Source organism: Xylophilus ampelinus, from assembly GCF_003217575.1.
In the GTDB taxonomy this organism is placed as follows: Bacteria; Pseudomonadota; Gammaproteobacteria; order Burkholderiales; family Burkholderiaceae_C; genus Xylophilus; species Xylophilus ampelinus.
In genome coordinates this window covers 1-20,382 of record NZ_QJTC01000034.1, presented here as the reverse complement: position 1 = coordinate 20,382, position 20,382 = coordinate 1, and the positions used below count along the sequence as shown (strand labels likewise).

The window sequence follows — 20,382 nt, the reverse complement described above, 5'->3', positions numbered from 1 at the left end:
CTGCAAATCCTCGGAGCATTCGCGCAGCTAGAACGCTCGATGATCAGGGAGCGCGCCATAGCTGGCCAGGTCGCTGCGTACATGCGGGGTGTTCGGTGGGGTGGTCAGCTAGCTGTGCTTACTGAGGATGACAAAGACGCCGTGCATTCTTTGTATGGAACAGGCTGGTGGACCATCAAAACGCTTGCGCTTGCGTTTGATGTTTCTATAGCTACCGTGAACCGTGCTTTGCGCGATCGCAGGAGGCCAGAGCTAGTGCAGTTGCGCCGCATGCCGGTGCTTGCATCTCACCTGGCTGCGTATCACCAGTGAAGTACATTGACATGCCCCCGATTCTCTACTGGCCTGCATGGATTTCTTGCTCATTGCGCTGCTGACACTTCTCAACGGCGTATTCGCCATGTCCGAATTGGCAGTGGCCTCCAGCCGGCGCGCGCGGCTCATCGCGCTGGCGGAATCCGGCGACAAGGGTGCTTCGGCGGCCCTGTCGCTGCTCGACAATCCCACGCAGTTCCTGTCATCGGTCCAGGTGGGCATCACCTCGATCGGCATGCTGAACGGCATTCTGGGCGAGGCCGCCTTCAGCGACGACGTCGCGGTGCTGCTGCGGAGCGTCGGCGCGCCGGCGCGGGCCGCCGACATCGGCGCCACCGCGATCGTGGTGACGATCATCACCTTCATCACCATCGTCTTCGGGGAACTGGTGCCGAAGCGCATCGGCCAGCTCTATCCAGAGAAGGTGGCGCTGTGGGTGTCGCGGCCGATGACCTGGGTGGCGAAGATAGCCAAGCCCTTCGTGCATCTGTTGTCGTTCAGTACCCATGCGGTGCTGAAACTGCTGCGGGTCGATAACGCTGCCGAGCGGCCGGTCACCGAAGCGGAGATCGTCGCCAGCCTGGAAGAGGGCGTGGACGCCGGCATCATCGAGCACCAGGAGCACCGCATGGTGCAGAACGTGTTCCACCTGGACGACCGGCCGCTGACTTCGCTGATGGTGCCGCGGGCCGATATCGAATGGCTGTCGGCGATGGCCACCGTACGCGACGCGCTGCAGCATGCGGTCAAGGGCGGCGACCGGGGGTCGCACTCGTGGTACCCGGTCTGCCGGGGGTCGCTCGACGACGTGGTCGGCATCGTGAGCCTGTCGCATCTGCTGGCGCTCGACGCGGAGGCGGCGGGGCCGATCGAATCCTACGTGTTGCCGGCGTCCTTCCTGCCGGAAACCCTCTCCGGCATGGAACTGCTGGAACAGTTCCGCGCGCAGTCGGGCCGCATGGTGTTCGTCGTGGACGAATACGGGGTGGTGCAGGGACTGATGACGCCTCGCGATCTCCTGGAAGCGATTACAGGGGAGCTGCAACCGGGCGCGCAAGCCCAGGCGTGGGCCACCCAGCGGGGTGACGGCTCCTGGCTGCTCGACGGGCTGATGCCGGTCGGCGAACTCAAATCGCGCCTCGATATTCGCGAACTTCCGGGCGAAGACCGCAATCTGTACAACACGCTGGCGGGTCTTTTGATGTCCGAATCGGGTCGCCTTCCGGCGACGGGCGAGCAGATCGAATGCGCCGGGTGGATATTCGAGGTGGTGGATCTCGACGGCAAGCGCATCGATAAGGTCATGGCGATGCTGCCGCCAGAATTGTCGACCACCGGATAATCTCTTGAGGCAATGTGTTGGATGGCTCCAGATTATCTCTATAATGATGGTTTGCAAACTAACCTTGGACATGCCATGACCACCTCGTACAAAGACCTGATCAAGCAGCGCGAAGCCCTTGAAAAACAAATCAAGGACGCCCGTCAACGTGAATTGTCGGATGCGGTTACTCGTGTTCGCAGCATCATCGAAGAATTCGATCTGACCGCGGAGGACGTGTTTCCGCCCGCAGGCCGTACCCGCTCCGGATCGAGCGCCAAGGGTGGCAAGGTCGCCGCCAAGTACCGCGACCCGGCCACTGGCGCCACCTGGACCGGCCGCGGCAAGGCTCCGCGCTGGATTCAGAACGAAGACCGCACCCGTTTCGCGATTGCAGATTGAGTCTTTTCGGCGTCTGCCGAGAAACGCGAGGCCGATTAAGGAAAGGGCCATGTGCTATGGCCTGCCCGTTTTCGCCAGGGCGCAAAATACCCTGTGTGTCGCAAGGCGCGCAGGGTATTTTACGTCCGGCCGATATGAGTAACAAGGTGCTTCGGGGAGAAGAAGCTCGAATGTGAGTTGCGGTCGCGCGCGTGCTGCATTCGCGGCCATCCGCATGCCGCCCTGACTTGTTTTCGAGCCTGTTCGGAGGCGGCCCGCTGGCCGGGCATGGGAACGGCAGGCGCTGGCAGATGGCTTCCACACGGTGTAACGCCCGCGAACGCCTGCACTGACAGAATGGACGTCGCCACGACAGCCACTGACCAGGAGTGCCAGATGACCACGATCGCCCCCCACGACTTTCCCGACACACTGCAGACGTTCGCCACCGCTTCCCGTTACCGGGGCGGCTTCTATTCGATTCCCGCGCTCGCCAGGACATTTCCCACGATCGAGCGCCTGCCGGTGTCGATTCGCATCGTGCTGGAATCCCTTCTGCGCAACTGCGACGGCAAGAAGATCACGGCCGAGCATGTCGCCCAGCTCGCCGGGTGGAAGCCCGCGGCCGAACGTGTGGAAGAGATTCCCTTCGTGGTCTCCCGGGTGGTGCTGCAGGATTTCACGGGGGTGCCGCTGCTCGCCGACCTGGCGGCGATGCGCAGCACCGCCTCCCGTCTGGGCAAGGACCCGAAGCGGATCGAGCCGCTGGTGCCGGTCGACCTGGTGGTGGACCATTCGATCATGGTCGACTACTACGGCCAGAAGAATTCGCTCGACCTGAACATGAAGCTGGAGTTCCAGCGCAACCAGGAGCGCTACCAGTTCATGAAATGGGGCATGCAGGCGTTCGACACCTTCGGCGTCGTGCCGCCGGGCTTCGGCATCGTCCACCAGGTCAACCTTGAATACCTGGCCCGCGGCGTGCACCGGCGTGCCGACGGCGTGCACTACCCCGACACCCTCGTCGGCACCGACAGCCATACCACCATGGTCAACGGCATCGGCGTGGTCGCCTGGGGCGTTGGCGGCATCGAGGCCGAGGCGGCCATGCTCGGCCAACCGGTCTATGTGCTGACGCCCGACGTGGTCGGCTTCGAACTCACCGGCAAGCTGCGCGAGGGCGTGACCGCCACCGACCTGGTGCTCACCGTGACCGAACTGCTGCGCAAGCACCGGGTCGTCGGCAAGTTCGTCGAATTCTTCGGTGAAGGCGCCCGCACCCTGGCCGTGCCCGACCGGGCGACCATCGGCAACATGGCGCCCGAATACGGCGCGACGATGGGCTTCTTCCCGGTGGACGAGAAGACGATCGAATACTTCCGCGGCACCGGCCGTACGCAGGCCGAGATCGAGGCGTTCGAGGCGTACTTCCGTGCGCAGGAGATGTTCGGCGTGCCTCTGGCCGGCGAGATCGACTATTCCCAGGTCGTGCGGCTCGACCTGTCCAGCGTCACGCCGAGCCTGGCCGGCCCGAAGCGGCCGCAGGACCGGATCGAGCTGACGCACGTGTCGAGCCAGTTCGCGGCCCTGTTCTCGCGGCCCGCGGCCGAGAACGGCTTCAACCAGCCGGCGGGCCGCCTGCACACCCGCTACCGGCTGGTGCCGTCCGCCTCCCGCGACACGCCGGCCGAGAAGCCCGAGCCGGCCGGCGCGGCGCGCCACGTGGTCGAGATGGTGGGTAACACGCCGACGCTCGAGACGGCCGCGTCCGATCCTCGGCCCGGCACGTCGGCCGATACGGACATCACCGTCGGCAACGGCGACGTGCTGATCGCTGCGATCACCAGCTGCACCAACACCTCCAACCCGAGCGTGCTGCTGGCTGCCGGCCTGCTGGCCAAGAAGGCGGTGGAGCTTGGGCTCACGGTACAGCCGCACATCAAGACTTCGCTGGCGCCCGGTTCCCGCATCGTGACCGAGTACCTGACGGCAACCGGATTGCTGCCCTACCTGGAGAAGCTCGGCTTCGCCCTGGCCGGCTACGGTTGCACCACCTGCATCGGCAACGCGGGCGACCTCACGCCCGAATTGAACGACGCGATCACCAAGAACGACCTGGTCTGCGCGGCGGTGCTGTCGGGCAACCGCAATTTCGAGGCCCGCATCCACCCGAACCTGAAGGCCAACTTCCTGGCGAGCCCGCCGCTGGTGGTGGCCTACGCGATCGCCGGTACGGTGCTGACCGACGTGATGACCCAGCCGGTGGGGCAGGGCACCGGCGGCCGGGACGTCTACCTGGGCGACATCTGGCCGACCAGCGACGAGATCCACGCCTTGATGAAGTTCGCGATGAACGGCGACGCGTTCCGCGACAACTACGCCAAGGTCAAGACCGAGCCGGGCGCACTGTGGGAAAAGATCGAGGGTACGACCGGCCAGAGCTACGACTGGCCCACCAGCACCTATATCGCCGAGCCGCCGTTCTTCGAGGATTTCGAATTGAAGAACACCGGCTCCGAAGGGCAGGTGCGGGTCGAAGGCGCGCGGATCATGGCGCTTTTCGGCGACTCGATCACCACCGACCACATCTCGCCCGCCGGTTCGATCAAAGACAGCTCTCCGGCCGGCCGGTGGCTGAAGGAACACGGCGTGCAGAAGGCCGACTTCAACAGCTACGGCGCCCGGCGCGGCAACCACGACGTGATGATGCGCGGCACCTTCGCCAACGTCCGGATCAAGAACCTGATGATCCCGGCCGGTGCCGACGGCTCCCGCAAGGAGGGCGGACTCACGCTGTACCAGGGCGAGGGCGCCGACCGGGGCCGGGAAAAGTTCATCTTCGACGCCGCTATGCAATACATCCGCGAGGACATTCCGACGGTCGTGTTCGCGGGCGAAGAGTACGGCACCGGCTCGTCGCGCGACTGGGCGGCCAAGGGCACTCAGCTGCTCGGCATCGAGGCGGTGGTCGCCCGCAGCTTCGAGCGGATCCACCGCTCCAATCTGGTCGGCATGGGCGTGCTGCCGCTGCAGTTCCAGACGGGCGATTCCTGGGAGAGCCTGGGCCTGACCGGCAGCGAAAAAATCGACGTGGTGCCGCATCCGCAGCTCAAGCCGCAGAGCGAAGCGCTGCTGCGGATCACCCGCGATGACGGTTCGCAGCAGGAGGTGCAGGTGATCCTGCGCATCGACACGCCGGTGGAGGTGGACTACTACCGCCACGGCGGCATCCTGCCGTTCGTGCTGCGGCAGCTGCTGGTCGGGGCGTAACCACGGCGGCCGCCGAGCCGGCCCGCGCATGCCGTATGGACCAGGGGCCATCTCAGGATGGCTCTTTTTCGAGGGACTGCAAAGCCAGCACGCACGGCAGGGCGGCGTGCCGCGCAGGCGATGCGCTAAACGGGAATTGCTACCATCTGCATTTCCGCACAGTCGCACCGGCCCCATTCCGTACATGCCTCGCTCCTCTTCCACGCCCGTGCAGGGCGCCTCCATCCGCCTCGACGAACTGGCACGCGACGCGCCCGCCACCGTGCTGTCGGTCCGGCCGCCGGTCGATGCGGAAGATGCGGAACTCGTGTTGCGCCTGACGGAGATCGGCTTCGTGCCGGGCGAGCAGGTGCGAGTGATCGCATTCGGCTTTCCTGGGCGGGAGCCGCTGGCGGTACGGATCGGGCAGAGCACTTTCGCCTTGCGTCTGCACGAGGCGGCGCTGATCCAGGTCGCTCTCACCGGTAGTTTGCAATGAGCGCTGCCGGCGCACTGCGCGTCGCCCTGCTGGGCAACCCCAACTGCGGCAAGACGGCGCTGTTCAACCTGCTTACCGGCAGCCGGGCCAAGGTGGCCAACTATGCGGGTGTCACGGTCGAGCGCAAGGTGGGCCGGTTGCGCACGCCCTCGGGCCGGCAGGTGCAGGTGCTAGACCTGCCCGGCGCCTACAGCCTGAACGCGATGAGCGCCGACGAGGCGGTGACCCGCGACATCGTCACCGGCCAGCGCCCGGGCGAGCCGCTGCCCGACCTGCTGGTCTGCGTCACCGACGCCACCAACCTGCGGCTCAACCTGCGGCTGGTGCTGGAAGCGCGCGAGCTCGGACTGCCGTTGGTGATGGCGCTCAACATGAGCGACATGGCCCGCAGCCGCGGCATCGTTGTGGATACCGCGGTCCTGTCGCGCGAACTCGGCATGCCGGTGATCGAGACGGTCGGCATTCGCGGCGACGGCGCCGCTGCCCTGGTGGCCGCGCTTGAGACGTATCCCGCCGCAGGTGCCGACGTGCTGGTCGCCAGCGGCGCGGTGTGGCAGGCACCGGCCCTGGCCGACGTGCAGGACACCCAGGCCGAGGTACGTCGCATCCTGGCGATCGCGGTGCAGGAGCCCGCCACCTCGCTCCACCGCGACGACGCGATCGACCGCGTCGTGCTGCATCCTCTGTGGGGCACCCTGTTGCTGGCGGTGCTGCTGTTCCTGATGTTCCAGGCCGTCTTCAGCTGGGCCGAGGTGCCGATGGAGGCGATCAAGGGCGCGACCGAAGCCGCGGCCGAATTCGTGAAGTCCCATGTGCCGGACGGCATCCTGCAGAGCCTGCTGGCCGACGGCATCGTGGCGGGCCTGGGCGGTGTGGTGGTGTTCCTGCCGCAGATCCTGATCTTGTTCCTGTTCATTCTGGCGCTGGAGGATTCGGGCTACCTGCCGCGCGCGGCCTTCATGCTCGACCGGCTGATGGGCACGGTGGGCCTGTCGGGCCGCTCGTTCATTCCGCTGCTCTCCAGTTTCGCCTGTGCGATTCCGGGCGTGATGGCGGCCCGCACCATCACCAACTGGCGCGACCGGCTGGTGACGATCATGATCGCGCCGCTGATGACCTGCTCCGCGCGGCTGCCGGTGTACGCGCTGTTGATCGCCGCGTTCATTCCGACGCAGACGGTCGGCGGCGTCTTCAACCTGCAGGGCGTGGTGCTGTTCGTGCTGTACGTCGGCGGCATCGTGTCGGCGATGGCCGTGGCCTGGGTCTTCAAGCGAATGCGCGGGACGCAACGGCAGTCGCCGCTGCTGATGGAACTGCCGCCCTACCGCTGGCCCAACCCGCGGCAGCTGGCCATCGGCCTGTGGGAGCGCGCGATGATCTTCATGAAGCGCGTCGGCACGATGATTCTGGCGCTGACGGTGCTGCTCTGGTTCTTCGCGACCTTCCCTTCGCCGCCCGAGGGCGCCACCGGCCCGGCGATCCAATACAGCCTGGCCGGCATGATCGGCCGCGCGCTCGAAGTGGTCTTCGCGCCGATCGGCTTCAACTGGCAGATCTCGATCGCGCTGGTGCCGGGCCTGGCGGCCCGCGAGGTGGCCGTCGGCGCGCTCGGGACGGTGTACGCCATGTCGGCCACCGGCGAAGATGCGGCGGCGGCGCTCGAGCCGTTGATCGCGGCCAACTGGCCCTTCGCGACCGCGGTGTCGCTGCTCGTCTGGTACGTGTTCGCGCCGATGTGCCTGTCGACGCTGGCCACCGTCAAACGCGAGACCAATTCTTGGCGCTACGCGCTCATCATGGCCGGCTACCTGTTCGCCCTGGCCTACGTCGCGAGCTTCGTCGCCTACCGCGTCGCGCTGGCGCTTTCCTGAGGACACGTTTTCCATGTCGCAGAACATCGCTGTCGCGCTGATCGTCCTGGGCGCCGCCGCCTGGGCGGTATGGTTCTGGATGCCGACGCGCGGCCGCTTGGCGCTGGCCGATGTCCTGGCGCAGGGCGCGCGTCGGATAGGTCTCCGGGCGCGTGGCGCCGAGCGGATCGCCGCCGCGGTGGGCAACGCCCCGGGATGCGGCTCCTGCGAGAGCTGCGGCGGCTGCGTCTCGCCGGGAATGGCCGATAAGGCCGTTGCCCGCAAGGCGGCCTCGGAGGGCGAGAAGCCGGTCACGGTAGTGCGCCGCTCCTGACGGGCAGCCCGGGCGCGCGGAGCCGGCCCGCCCGGCGCGGCAGCCGATGTCCGCGCAGTTCGGCCCCGCATGGCGCCCGGCCGCACCAGTGCCCACCCCATGCTTTCACCGATGCTTCGGACTCCGCTTTTTCGCGCATACTTTCCGCAAGACCCCGTCCCACCGCCCACGTCATGCACACGAAGTTCTCCGACGCGCGTGCTGCGCTCCAATGCGCAGCCGGTTTCTGCACGTCGAGGGTTGTCGGGAGGGTCGGCCGGCGTTCCGCGGCGGTGTTGGCGGTCGGCCTGGCCCTGCCGTGGGCCGCGTGCGCACAAGCCGACCTGCCTGCGGCGGCGGCGGCGGCGGCGAATGTTGCCCTCGGCTTCATTCTCCAGCTGGCGGCGGTGTGCGCGTCTGCGGTGGCCGCGGTGTTGCTGGGCCTGCGCAGCGCGCAATCCCGGCCCGGATCGCCCGCGCTGGCGGCCGCGTTCGCCTGCTCGGCGGTGTGCGGGCTGCTCGTGGCCGCCGCGGGCGTGGCCGGCGGCGGCGAGCACCAGGGCGTCTGGATCTTGGCCCGGCTGGCCGAGGCGGCGGGGCTCGGCGCCGTCCTGCTGCCGTTGAAGACGCGGCATGCCTGGCCGGTGCGGCGGTTCGTCGGCCTGGCGGTGCTGCTGGCCGCGGCCGCGGCGGCCGACAGCCTGGGTCCGGCGGTGATCGGCACGACCGCGCCGGCCGCTGCGGCGGCACTGCGGCTGGGGGCCTGCGTGTTGCTGACCAGTATGGCCGCGCAGCGGATCGGTCAGTCGGCGCGGATCGGCATCGACGACCACCCGATCGGTGGCCACCTGATGCACGCGGTGCTGTTCCAGATGGTGCTCGATCCGTCCGGCAGGTGGCGCGTGACCTACGTCAGCCCCACCATCGAACGGCTCCATGGGGTGCGGGTAGCCGACCTCTACAAGGCGCCCGAACTCTGGTTCGCGCAGATCCTGCCGGAGGACTGGCCCCGCTTCGTCGCGCAGCGCGACGCGGCTTTGCGCGACGGCACCGCGCTCGATGTGGAGCTGCGGATGCGGCACGCCGACGGCGAGGTGCGCTGGATGCGGATCAGCGCTGGTGGCAGTCGGGTCGACGACGGCTCGGTCGTGGTCGAAGGCCTGGTGTCCGACATCACCCAGCGCCGCCGGGCCGAGCAGCAGGTGAAGCAGAAAGACGAGGAATGGCAGGCGGTGCTCGGGCATATCCCGGGCGACATCACCCGTCTCGACCGGTCGCTGCGGGTGCGCTACATGAACGAGAACCACGCCCGCTGGTACGGCGGCACTGCGGCCGATTTCGTCGGCAAGCCTTTCCTCGAGGTGATTCCTGCGGTGCGTTATGCCCAGGTGCGGCCCTACCTGGCACGCGCCCTGGCCGGCGAACGGGTGGCCTACGAAGCCGACGTCACGCTGGCGAACGGCGAGATGCGCCGCCGCCACAGCACCCTGGTGCCCGAACACGACGCGCTGGGCGCCGTCACCGGCGCGGTAATCTATGTGGTGGACGTCACCGAACATCGGCAGGCCGAACAGGCGCTGGCGCACAAGGAGTCGCAGTTGCGCAGCCTGTTCGAGGCGATTCCCGACATGGTCTTTTCCAAGGACCGCAACGGCCGCTACCTGTCGTGCAACCAGGCCTTCGAATCGTTCTACGGCTGGCGCGAGGAGGATATCCTGGGCCAGGGCGACGACGGTCTGGTCGGCCCCGCCTTCGCCGCGATGTTCCGCGAGCAGGACCGCCTGGTGATGGACACAGGCCAGCCGCTGCGCGGCGAGGAGCCGATGCACACCTTGCGTCATCACCGCGAAGGCACCTTCGACCTGATCAAGACGCCGCTGCGCGATGCCAGCGGCGAGGTGTACGGCGTACTGGGCGTGGCGCGCGACGTGACCGAGCGCAAGCGTGCCCAGCGCGACATCGAGCGCCTGGCCTACTACGACAGCCTCACCGGTCTGCCCAATCGGCGCCGGCTCGCGGTGCGCCTCGGCCAGGCCTTGTTGCCGCAGGCGATCGCGTTGGCGGGCCACGGTGCGCTGCTGTCGATCAACCTCGACCACTTCAAGAACATCAACGACACGCTCGGCCCCGACGTGGGCGACCAGCTGCTGTGCGCCGCTTCGGAGCGGATGACCGGCGTGGTGCCGGTGCACCAGACGGTCGCTCGTCAGAGTGGCGACGAATTCGCGGTGCTGCTCGAAGCCCTGGCCCACGACGCGGCCGGCGCCCAGGCCGAGGCCGAGCAGATCGCCCGCGAACTGCTGGCGGCGCTGGCCGCGCCGCTGGCGCTCGGCGGACGGCAGCATCACGGCACGGCGCGGATCGGAATCGCCCTGTTCGGCGGATCGCCGCTGGCGCCGGAAGAGCTGCTGACCCGCGCCAGCCTGGCCTGCGAAGAAGCCCGCCTGGCGGGCCGCAACACGGTGCGTTTCTTCGACCCGGCGATGCAGCAGAGCTTGGCCGAGCGCGCCGCGCTGCAGGCCGACCTGCACGACGCGGTGAGCGAGGGGCAGCTTACGCTGCACTACCAGCCGGTGGTGCAGCAGGATGGCAGCCTGACAGGCGCCGAGGCATTGCTGCGCTGGCAGCATCCGGTGCGAGGCACGGTACCGCCGGCCGGCTTCATCGGCCTGGCCGAAGAGACCGGGCTGATCCTGCCGATCGGCAACTGGGTGCTGCAGGAAGCCTGCATGCAGCTGGTGGCCTGGGCGGCGCGCCCCCGCACTCAGGGCCTGGACATCGCGGTCAACGTCAGCGCCCGGCAGTTCCGCCATCCGGATTTCATCGACGAGACCGAGGCGATCCTTGCCCGCACCGGCGCCGATCCCCGACGCCTGAAGCTGGAGCTGACCGAGAGCCTCCTGTTCCACGACACCGAGGAAGTGCTGACCAAGCTGGCCCGGCTCAAGGCCCGCGGAATCGGGCTGTCGCTCGACGACTTCGGCACCGGCTTCTCGTCGCTCGGCTACCTGAAGCGGATGCCACTCGACCAGCTGAAGATCGACCGCTCCTTCGTGTGCGACGTGCTCACCGACCCCAACGACGCGGCCATCGTGCGCACCATCCTCGCGCTGGCGGCCAGCCTCGATCTGGACGTGGTCGCCGAGGGTGTCGAAACCGAAGGCCAGCGCGACTTCCTGCAGGCCCACGGCTGCCGGGCGTTCCAGGGCTACCTCTTCGGCGAGCCGATGCCGATGGCCGCCTTCGAGCGTGCCCAGGGTCTGCGCGCATGAGCGGGGTGGATCGGTCGTGCGCGGCGGCATGAGGCCCTTCGGACCGTCCCGCCTCCCGCGATGAGCGTGCGCTTCTCCCAGGAGATGCTGGTCGTCGGCGGCGGCATCGGCGGTCTGGCGGCGGCGGTGGCCTGCGTGCGGGCAGGCTGGCGGGCACGGGTGTTCGAAGGCGCCGACGCGTTCGCCGAGATCGGAGCCGGCCTGCAGCTCGGCCCCAACGCCACGCGGCTGCTGCAGGGTTGGGGGCTGGGCGGTGCGCTGGACGCGGTGGCCGCTTTCCCCGACCGGCTGGAAATCCGCAGCGCCGCGTCGGACCGGGTGCTGGGGCGGCTCGCGCTGGGAGAAACCGCCCGCGCCCGCTACGGCGCACCGTACGCCACCCTGCACCGGGCCGACCTGCACGGCCTGCTGCTGGCCGAGGTGCGGGCGCACGGCGAGGCGGTGGTCCACCTCGGCACCCGGGTCGCCCGGGTGGAGTTGCAGGCCGACGCGGTCTGCATCGCCACCGAGCCGCTCGCGACCGGCGATGCCCGGCCTTCGGCGACGCAGGTCGGAGGCGACGCCCTGGTGGCGGCCGATGGCCTGTGGAGCCAGGTGCGTGCGGCGGTCGTGCCGCACGACGCTGCGCCGCGTGTCACCGGCCACTGCGCCTACCGCGCGCTGCTGCGCCAGGCCGACCTGCCCGTGGCCCTGCGCAGCACCCAGCTCACCGTCTGGCTCGGCCCGCGCCTGCACCTGGTGCGGTACCCGGTGCGCGGCGGCGAATGGCTCAACCTGGTGCTGCTGGTGCAGTCCGACGCGGCCATGCCGCCGGCGGCCGATCCGCGCGACTGGAGCCAGTTCGCGCCTGCGGCCGGCCCCGCCGCCGCCCTGGCCGGCGCCTGCGCGCCGCTGCGGGCGCTGCAGGAGGCGGTGGCCGATTGGCGGCTCTGGATGCTGTGCGACCGGCCCCCTGTCGCCGGCCCTTCCGAGATGGCGCAGGGCCGCGTCGCCCTGCTGGGCGACGCCTCCCATCCGATGCTGCCCTACTTGGCGCAGGGCGCCGGCATGGCGATCGAGGACGCCGCGGTGCTCGGCGACGCGCTGGCCATGGACGCGGTCGATGTCCCGCTGCGATTGCGCAGCTATGCCCAGCGGCGCTGGCAGCGGGTGGCGCGGGTGCAGGCTGTCGCGCGGCGCAATGCCACGGTGTTCCACGCCAGCGGCCCGGTGGGCTGGGGCCGCGACATGGCGATGGCGGTGCTGGGGGAGCGGCTGCTGGACCAGCCGTGGCTGTACGGCGCGGAGGTCTGACGCGCGCCGATCCCGATCGGAAAACGGAACGGACGGCTTGCTATAAAAATAGTAGCTATAAGTCCTTGTAGAACGTCGGCTACATCCCTATTCCAATCATAAATTGCCCGTGGGCAGCCCGGGCCTACCAGCAAGCCCGGTCGTCCAGCGCCTGCAGTCCGTGGCGCCTGCGGGCATGGCCGCAGGCATCGCTGCCGGCGGCGAAGCCGCGGCAGGGCGACGGCCGCCATTCGTAGATGCCGCAGGCGGCGCGGTGGCCGATGCGGCCGGTGAGCGCGGCGCACCGGGGCGAGGCGTGGTCGGTGCCGCGCATCCGCACCGTGTCGCCGATCACTTCCACCGCCAGGCCTGCGGGCACGCTGCCGCCGTGCCCGTCCACCTCGTAGGCCGAGAAATCGACCCGGAACGACGCGCAGCAGGCGCCGCACGACAGGCAGGGATGCAGGGTGGCCGCGCTCACGGCCGGGCCGTGGCGTACATCCGGCCCTGGGCCAGGGCGTCGATGGCGCGCTGGAGGTTCTGCCGCGCCGCCGTTTCGCGGCCCGCGCCGAAATCCGCATGCAGGTAGATGCGCGGCCGGCGCAGGAAGCCCTGTAGCACCGCGGTGCGGATGGCGGCGTAGCGCTGCCACGGCACCCAGCGGTATTCCTGGCGCACGCCCTGCTCGAAAGCCTGGTAGACGGCGGGCGCCGCGCCGAGCACCGCCAAGTCGATGTCGAGCACCCGGGCGGTGTCCGGGTCGTCGGTGGCCAGGTGGTCGCGGGTGGCGAGGATGTGGCGTTCCACCGCGGCCAGCAGCGGCTCGGCCAGGCCCTGGCTGCGCAGGTAGCGCCGGGCCCATTCGGCGCTGCGCGCCTCGTTCTTCCGGCTCCAGGGCAGGTACACCGCGTCGTGGTACCACAGCGCCAGCGCCACCGCCTGCGGGTCCTGCGGCGGCGTGGGCAGGGCGTCCAGATGGCCCAGGCACGCGGCCAGATGGCCCACGTCGTGGTAGCGGCGCGGCCAGGCCGACCAGGCCCGCAGCAGGCGCCGGCCCTCGCGCTGCCAGCAGGCCTCGCCGGCGCCGCCCGGCGGACCGGTGCGCTCCAGCGCATCGCCGAGCGCGTGCCAGTGGTCGAGCAGCGGAGCGTGGGCGGCGTGTCGCACGGTGTGTCCTTCCTGGGTTTACCGCACCCGGCCGAGCAGCAGGAATTCGAGCAACGCCTTCTGCACATGCATCCGGTTCTCCGCCTCGTCCCAAACGACCGACTGCGGGCCGTCGATCACGTCGGCATCGACCTCCTCGCCGCGGTGCGCGGGCAGACAGTGCATGAAGAGCGCGTCGGGGTGGGCGACGGCCATCATCTCGGCATCGACCCGCCATTCGGCGAAGGCGGTGCGGCGGGCCTCGTTCTCGTCCTCGTAGCCCATGCTGGTCCAGACATCGGTGGTGACCAGGTCGGCCCCGCGGCAGGCCTCCATCGGGTCCTGAAAGACGCGGTAACCCTGGCCCGCCTGCACGCCGGCGGTCACCGGGTCGATCTCGTAGCCGCTCGGCGTGCTGATGTGGACGGTGAAGCCGAGCAGGGACGCGGCCTGCAGCCAGGTATTGGCCATGTTGTTGCCATCGCCCACCCAGGCCACGGTGCGGCCGGCCAGGCGGGCCAGGTCGGGCAGGCCGTCGTCGCCCCGGCCGCGGTGCTCTAGGAAGGTGAAGATGTCGGCCAGGATTTGGCAGGGATGGAACTCGTTGGTCAGCCCGTTGATCACGGGCACCCGCGAGAACTCGGCGAAGCGCTCGATCCGGTCCTGGCCGAAGGTGCGGATCATCACCACGTCGACCATGCGGCCGATGACGCGGGCGCTGTCCTCGATCGGCTCCGCGCGGCCCAACTGGCTGTCGCCGGTGGTCAGGTTCAGCACCACGCCGCCCAGCTGGTACATGCCTGCCTCGAAGCTCACCCGGGTGCGGGTCGAGGCCTTCTCGAAGATCATCGCCAGCGTGCGGTCGGCCAGCGGGTGGTACTTCTCGTAGGCCTTGAACTTGCGCTTGATCTGCGCGGCGCGCTGGAAGATCCAGGCGTAGTCGTCGGCGCTGAAATCCTTGAACTGCAGGTAGTGGCGGATCGGAGAGTGCTGCATATCGGCTCGGGTCTGGAAACGGGTGCGCCGCGGACGGGCCGCGGCGCAGGGGAGACGGGTGGGACAGGGCGTCGTTACGCGGCCTGCGGCTCTGCCAGGAAGGCCTTCACCAGCGGCGCGAGGATCGCCACGATTTGGTCGGCCTCGGCGGCGGTCAGGATCAGCGGCGGCACCAGGCGGATCACGCTGTCGGCGGTGACCGAGAGCAGCAGGCCGGCTTCTGCCGCGCGCTGCAGGATCACGCCGCACGGCCGGTCGAGTTCGATGCCCAGCATCAGGCCGTGGCCGCGCACCTCCTTCACGCCGGGCAGGCCGGCCAGTTCGCGCTCCAGCCCGGCCTTGAGGTGCGCGCCGACGGTGGCGGCGTTCTCGACCAGGCCGTCTTCTTCCATGATGCGCAGCGTCTCGACGCCGGCGCGCATCGCGAGCGGATTGCCGCCGAAGGTGGTGCCGTGGTTGCCCGGGCCGAAGATCTTCGCGGCCTTGGGACCGGCCACGACCGCGCCGATCGGCACGCCCGAGCCCAGGCCCTTGGCCAGCGGCATCACGTCGGGCAAGATGCCCGCCCACTGGTGGGCGAACCACTTGCCGGTGCGGCCCATGCCGCACTGCACCTCGTCGATCATCAGCAGCCAGTCGTTGGCATCGCACAGGGCGCGCACCTGCCGCAGGTATTCCCGGCGCATCGCGTGGATGCCGCCTTCGCCCTGGATCGTCTCGAAGAACACCGCCACCACGTTGGGGTTGCCCTCGGTGGCGGCCTTGAGCGCTTCGATATCGTTCTGCGGCACCCGGATGAAGCCCTCGACCAGCGGACCGAAGCCCGCCTGCACCTTGGGGTTGCCGGTGGCCGACAACGTCGCGATCGAGCGGCCGTGGAAGGCGTGCTCGTAGACCACGATCTCGGGCCGTTCCAGCCCCTTGTCGTGGCCGAACTTGCGCGCCAGCTTCAGCGCGGCCTCGTTGGCCTCCAGCCCGGTCGAGCAGAAGAAGGCATTGGTCAGGCCCGAGAGTTCCACCAGCCTGGTCGCCAGCGCTTCCTGGCCGGGCACGTGGTAGTAGTTGGAGCTGTGGATCAGCTTGGCGATCTGGTCCTGCAGCGCCGGCACCAGCTTGGGGTGGTTGTGGCCCAGCGTGTTGACCGCGATGCCGCCCAGGCCGTCCAGGTAGCGTCGGCCCTCGGTGTCCCAGACCCAGACGCCGTCGCCGTGATCGAGTGCGATCGGCAGGCGGCCGTAGGTGTTCATCACATGGGGCGAGGTGGGCGCTGTCGAGGCGATCATGCGTTTCCTTTCCGAAAAACCGGGAGAGTGGGATGCGGCATCGGGGTGCAAAAGGGGCCAAAAAGCGAGGGTTCAGCGAAGCGCGCGCAGCTAAAAGGCAATTCTAGGGGCCGGCACCGCGGGCGTTGGTGACGTTCGTGCATCACAGCGATGCCGCCCGCCACGTCGGGTTGTCCCGGGGTCCAGTCTTCTATAAGAGCTAGAATCACCCGGCCCGCAAGCCCCCCCTGCAGGCCGCCGCCCCTCCCACCAGCCCCCGCCACGATGGTCGCCTACAAAGCACAAGAAGTCTTCATCCAGGGCGTCACGAGCGATGGTCGCACCTTTCGCCCGAGCGACTGGGCCGAGCGTCTGGCGGGCGTCATGAGCGGCTTTCGCCCCGGCGGCCCGCGCCCCGGCAGCCACCTCGGCTACTCGCCCTGGTGCATTCCCACCAACCTCAACGGCACCAAGTGCGTGGTGGTCCACCCCGACCTGCGCACCTACGACGCGATGGCCTGGGATTTCGTAATGAACTTCGCCCGCGACAACGACCTGCAGGTGACCGAGGCCTGCCTGCTGCCTGATGCGAAGGTGACGGCTCCGGTGCCGGCCCGCCGCTAGGCTTTTCCGCATGGACGCAACCGCTGCCGGTGGACACGCTCCGGCCGGTCCTCGCTTCTCCCCGCCGCCCGGCGGCCTGGTCCCCACTGACGAACAGCGCGCGATCCAGTGCGCGCCCCAGCCCACCGTGCTGGTGCAGGCCTATGCCGGCGCCGCCAAGACCACCACGCTCGCCCTGCGCCTGGCGGAGGCCTGGCAGCAGGGGATCGATCCGCGCGACTGCCTGGTGCTCACCTACACCGACGCCGCCTGCATCGCTTTGCGCAACGCGCTGCGCACCATCGGCGTGCCGGCGCCGGTCGCCAGGCTGTTCCAGGTCTCGACCTTCGAAGCCTTCGCCGCGGCGGTGCTGCTGCGGATGGAGGGCGCGCCGGTGCTGCGGCTGCACACGCCCGAGCAATTGCGGCCCCGCGTCTGGGAGGCGGTCGAGCGGATGCTGGCCCAGCAGGAGGACAGCCGCTGGTACGACGCGCTGCAGGTGCCGTCCGCCGGCGACGCTGCCTTCGTCGCCGATTTCCTGGAGCATGCGCTGTGGTTGAAGGGCACGATGCAGCTCGACCGTGACCCGCCCGAGGGCCTGCTGGCACCGTTGCATGCCGAGCAGTACGGCATGGAATACACCGCTCTCTGCACCTTCGCCGCCTACGAGCGCCGCATCCGCCGCGGCGGCCATCCCGACCATCCGGCCTTTCGCGGCCCTGGCGACGCCACCTACGACCTGTCCCGGCAGCTGATGCGCGAGGAGAAGAGCGACGCCGACCCGGTGCCCGCCGCCTGGCCGGGGCGGCTGCGGGTGCTGATGGTCGACGAGATGCACGACATGAACGAGGCCATGTTCCGCATCCTGCGCCGGCTGCTGCGTTCGCAGCGCTGCGCGTTCTGCGGCGTGGGCGACGTGCACCAGGTGATCCATGCCGCCGCCGGCGCCGACCCGGCCTTCCTGGGCGAGCGCATCGCCGACGAGACCGGCCGCACCATCGCGACCTACCGGCTCGGCACCAGCTTCCGCTTCCACGAGCGGCTGGCCCGGGGCGCGGCGCGCTTCACCCGGCGGAAGATCGTGTCGTCCAGCGCGCACGACACCGCGGTGGCGGTGCTGGCCCATGCCGACGAGGACGCCTGCGTAGCGCAGGTGTTGACGGCCCTGCGCGGCTTCGGCCGGGGCGCCAAGGCGCTCGGCGCGCAGGCGGTGTTGCTGCGCCACGAGGACCAGTCGATCCTGCTGGAGAACGCGCTGGTCGACGCCGGCCTGCCCTACCGCACCACCGGCTTCGACAGTTATCTGCTGCGCCCCGAGGTGCTGCTGGTGCGCGGCCTGCTGACGATCGCCACCCGCGATTTCGACAGTCTGCGCGACCGCGACACGCTGGCCCGCATGGTCGAATCCTTCGTCTTCTTCTGCGGCACCCGCCTGGACGAAGACCCCGAGCAGGACGACCAGTCGCAGCCGGCCCTGCTGGCGACGGCGATCCGCCACTTCCACGACAACAGCGAGAACCTGTCGAGATTTCTGGAGAACCACGTGCTGCGCACCGCCGAGCCGGCCGTCGCGCGCCGGCTGCGCGCGGCGGTCGCGGTGGTGGAGGGCCTCGCGGCCGGTGCGGGGCCGGAGTTGTTCGACCGTTTCCTGGCCGCGCTCGACATGCGGTGGTTCGTGGCGCAGGCGCTGGTGCGGCCCGAACGGCGGGCCGCGGCGCTGCGCAACATCGAGGGTCTGCGCCACCTGGCAGCGCGTGCCGGATCGGCCTCGGCCTTTTTCCACCAGCTCAACGCCACCGAGCAGCGCCGTGCCGCCCCGGGCCGCGAGACCCCGCTGACGCTGGCCGCCGCGGCGGCGGTGAAGGGGCTGGAGTTCGACCACGTGCTGCTGCCCTTCCTGGCACAGGGCGTGTTCCCCGATGCCGACGCGCGTAGCTCGGACGAGGAAAACCTGTTCTATGTCGCGATCACCCGGGCCCGCAAGGCGCTGACGCTGCTGGTCGATGCGCGGCGGCCGAGCGACTATCCGGCGCGGATGGGCCTGTCACTGCCGGCTTTGTAAAGCTCGCGTCCGAAAGCGAGCGCCCGCGCGAGGTGTCCGGTATGTCGCGGGCGGAATTGCCCGAGAACGGCCCCGACACGTGGCCGCGCATTTGCAGGGTTCGACGGACGGCCGCCAGGACGCAAACGCATGCAATGCGCGCGGACCTTGACGTCGAGAACGGCGTGGCACGTCGAAATTGACGGCAAGTCCACCCACCAGATCACTTCGCGAGAGTCATGGTTCGGACTTTTCAACCTGTGGAGCGTACCCATTGCTCTCCTAAACGACGGCAATAGTTTCGCGTGGCCCTGCGCACCTCGTCGACAACTTTAGCGACGGATGGCACGACATTTCGTGGGTAACACACCGAGACCCTGAACGGTTCTGGCTTAGGCAAAGCGAGCTGCACCAGCTCGCCCCGGTCGAGGTTCTCCTTCACGACGATGCCCGGCATCACCCCTACGCCGACACCTTCGCGCACCAAAGAAACCAGCGCCGCAAGCGAAGGTATGCCGGATATCCGCAAATCGCTGGAAATCATGCCCTGCTGCGCGGCAAGCTGCTGCACCAGCGCTGTGGATGCCTCGAACGGCATCGTGCCGCGCATCTGCATCAGGAGCTGCATATGCAGTGCCTTCATGGGGTCGCGCACCCGTACCAGTCCGCGACGGGCGATCCAGTGCATTGGGAATTCCATGAGGTCTTCGGTCACCACGTAGGGATTCTGGCTCTCCCCGCCTACACGCATGATCAGGTCAACTTCGCGTTGCATGAGCTGGTCGGCAAGGTGACGGGTGAGGTCGACCTTGAGATCGAGCTGGATTTCCGGAAGATGGACCGCTACGGCCTTCATGAGATCGGGCAGGCAGGTGTGTACCGCCGTTTCGATCAATCCCAGGCGAATGCGACCGACAGCTGCGGTGCTCGACTGGGCCGTACGCTCCAACGAGCGCGTCGCCTCGACGAGCGCTTCGGCGTGCCGCAACAGCCGTGCGCCTTCGGCAGTCAGCTGGAGCTTTTTATGATCCCAGTCGAACAAGGTAACGCCGAGTTCTTTTTCGAGCGCGTTCACCCGCATCGAGATGGCTCCGGATGTCGCATGCAATTGTTCGGCGACGCGGCGCACGCTTCCCACACGCGCCAGAACGACAAAGGTTTCTACAAAACGGGTGTTCATTCGGGCTCCGGTCTGGTGCGCATTCGCGTTTTGCCGACGCTGTCGCCGTGTCTTGGTGCGCGCCGCGTTCAATTATGCTGAACAGCTCCTCCGACTATTCTTCGATAGACCTGGAATTTCATTGTTTTTAGAGTAGCTCCACCGGTCCAAACCAAGGAGTTCCCATGCCGAAGTTCAAGGAATCGCTGTTCGCCGCAGTCGCGCTGACATCTGCGCTGGCGACGCAAGGCCTCCACGCCCAGCCTGCGAAGCTGCGGATCCAGGCCATCACGCAGGTCTCGCCCAAAATGCCGCAGTACACCAACGTGGACCAGCCGCTGCTGCGCGACGGCGTCGCAAAGGCCACCGACGGCCGCGTCGAAGTCGTTCTGTCGTCATGGCCCGAACGCAATGTCAACGGGCCCGAGGTGCTGCGCCTGGTTCGCTCCGGCCAGGTCGACATTGCTGCCGCTGCGCTGACCACTGTCTCGGGTGACCTGCCGATGCTTGATGCGTTCGACCTGACAGGTATGAATCTGGACATCGTGCAGGCACGCAAGGTGGCGGACGCTCTTGTACCGGTGGCCAACAAAGAGTTGGAGCGTTTAGGCATCCGGCTGGTCGCCACCTATCCGTTCTCGGGCCAGATGCTGTTCTGCCGCAAGCCGGTGGCGAGCCTGGCCGACCTCAAGGGCCTGAAGGT

At 68.5% G+C, this 20,382-nt stretch carries 15 protein-coding genes and 2 pseudogenes; 12 read left to right on the top strand and 5 right to left on the bottom strand.

Features of this window, described 5'->3' with window-relative positions; all coding sequences use genetic code 11:
- From DFQ15_RS17965 to DFQ15_RS15940, 9 genes and pseudogenes are all read left to right on the top strand, one after another.
- Positions 1-312 (top strand): annotated as a pseudogene (locus DFQ15_RS17965) (recombinase family protein); the annotation flags it as partial.
- Positions 313-349: 37 nt separating this feature from the next.
- Complete coding sequence (locus DFQ15_RS15975; protein ID WP_110466932.1) at positions 350-1,657, top strand: hemolysin family protein; 1,308 nt, start codon at positions 350-352, stop codon at positions 1,655-1,657.
- 75 nt (positions 1,658-1,732) lie between these two features.
- Positions 1,733-2,038, top strand: coding sequence for an H-NS histone family protein (locus tag DFQ15_RS15970; protein WP_110466931.1), 306 nt, complete (start codon positions 1,733-1,735; stop codon positions 2,036-2,038).
- Positions 2,039-2,413: 375 nt separating this feature from the next.
- On the top strand, positions 2,414-5,287 hold the full coding sequence (locus DFQ15_RS15965) for an aconitate hydratase (protein ID WP_110466930.1): 2,874 nt from the start codon (positions 2,414-2,416) through the stop codon (positions 5,285-5,287).
- A 184-nt stretch (positions 5,288-5,471) separates the two neighbouring features.
- A complete protein-coding gene (locus DFQ15_RS15960) occupies positions 5,472-5,765 on the top strand; it encodes a FeoA family protein (RefSeq protein ID WP_110466929.1) in 294 nt (97 codons plus the stop codon).
- On the top strand, positions 5,762-7,636 hold the full coding sequence (gene feoB, locus DFQ15_RS15955) for a ferrous iron transport protein B (RefSeq protein WP_110466928.1): 1,875 nt from the start codon (positions 5,762-5,764) through the stop codon (positions 7,634-7,636). The genes DFQ15_RS15960 and feoB overlap by 4 nt, the downstream gene beginning before the upstream one ends.
- 13 nt (positions 7,637-7,649) lie before the next feature.
- On the top strand, positions 7,650-7,949 hold the full coding sequence (locus tag DFQ15_RS15950) for a hypothetical protein (protein ID WP_110466927.1): 300 nt from the start codon (positions 7,650-7,652) through the stop codon (positions 7,947-7,949).
- Between the two features lie 275 nt (positions 7,950-8,224).
- A complete protein-coding gene (locus DFQ15_RS15945; RefSeq protein WP_158529087.1) occupies positions 8,225-11,200 on the top strand; it encodes an EAL domain-containing protein in 2,976 nt (991 codons plus the stop codon).
- Between the two features lie 60 nt (positions 11,201-11,260).
- Complete coding sequence (locus DFQ15_RS15940; RefSeq protein ID WP_110466925.1) at positions 11,261-12,493, top strand: FAD-dependent monooxygenase; 1,233 nt, start codon at positions 11,261-11,263, stop codon at positions 12,491-12,493.
- Positions 12,494-12,617: 124 nt separating this feature from the next.
- On the opposite strand, the gene DFQ15_RS15935 is transcribed toward DFQ15_RS15940, so the two are convergent.
- From DFQ15_RS15935 to DFQ15_RS15920, 4 genes are all read right to left on the bottom strand, one after another.
- On the bottom strand, positions 12,618-12,953 hold the full coding sequence (locus tag DFQ15_RS15935) for a YkgJ family cysteine cluster protein (protein WP_110466924.1): 336 nt from the start codon (positions 12,951-12,953) through the stop codon (positions 12,618-12,620).
- Positions 12,950-13,639: an HD domain-containing protein gene (locus tag DFQ15_RS15930; RefSeq protein ID WP_110466923.1), complete on the bottom strand. Its 690-nt coding sequence runs from the start codon at positions 13,637-13,639 to the stop codon at positions 12,950-12,952. The genes DFQ15_RS15935 and DFQ15_RS15930 overlap by 4 nt, the downstream gene beginning before the upstream one ends.
- An 18-nt stretch (positions 13,640-13,657) precedes the next feature.
- A complete protein-coding gene (gene argF / locus DFQ15_RS15925; RefSeq protein ID WP_199399900.1) occupies positions 13,658-14,614 on the bottom strand; it encodes an ornithine carbamoyltransferase in 957 nt (318 codons plus the stop codon).
- Between the two features lie 74 nt (positions 14,615-14,688).
- On the bottom strand, positions 14,689-15,897 hold the full coding sequence (locus tag DFQ15_RS15920) for an aspartate aminotransferase family protein (protein ID WP_110466922.1): 1,209 nt from the start codon (positions 15,895-15,897) through the stop codon (positions 14,689-14,691).
- Between the two features lie 264 nt (positions 15,898-16,161).
- On the opposite strand from DFQ15_RS15920, the gene DFQ15_RS15915 reads away from it, so the two are divergent.
- On the top strand, positions 16,162-16,500 hold the full coding sequence (locus DFQ15_RS15915) for a DUF3579 domain-containing protein (RefSeq protein WP_110466921.1): 339 nt from the start codon (positions 16,162-16,164) through the stop codon (positions 16,498-16,500).
- 10 nt (positions 16,501-16,510) lie between these two features.
- The gene (locus tag DFQ15_RS15910; RefSeq protein ID WP_110466920.1) at positions 16,511-18,541 is read left to right on the top strand and encodes a UvrD-helicase domain-containing protein; all 2,031 of its coding nucleotides are present in this window, start codon (positions 16,511-16,513) and stop codon (positions 18,539-18,541) included.
- 232 nt (positions 18,542-18,773) lie between these two features.
- Here DFQ15_RS15910 and DFQ15_RS15905 read toward each other — a convergent pair whose 3' ends face one another.
- Positions 18,774-19,700 carry a LysR family transcriptional regulator gene (locus DFQ15_RS15905; RefSeq protein ID WP_110466919.1) on the bottom strand — a complete coding sequence of 309 codons (927 nt, stop codon included), beginning with the start codon at positions 19,698-19,700 and terminating at the stop codon, positions 18,774-18,776.
- Between the two features lie 164 nt (positions 19,701-19,864).
- On the opposite strand from DFQ15_RS15905, the pseudogene DFQ15_RS15900 reads away from it, so the two are divergent.
- Positions 19,865-20,382: pseudogene (locus tag DFQ15_RS15900) on the top strand (hypothetical protein); the annotation flags it as partial.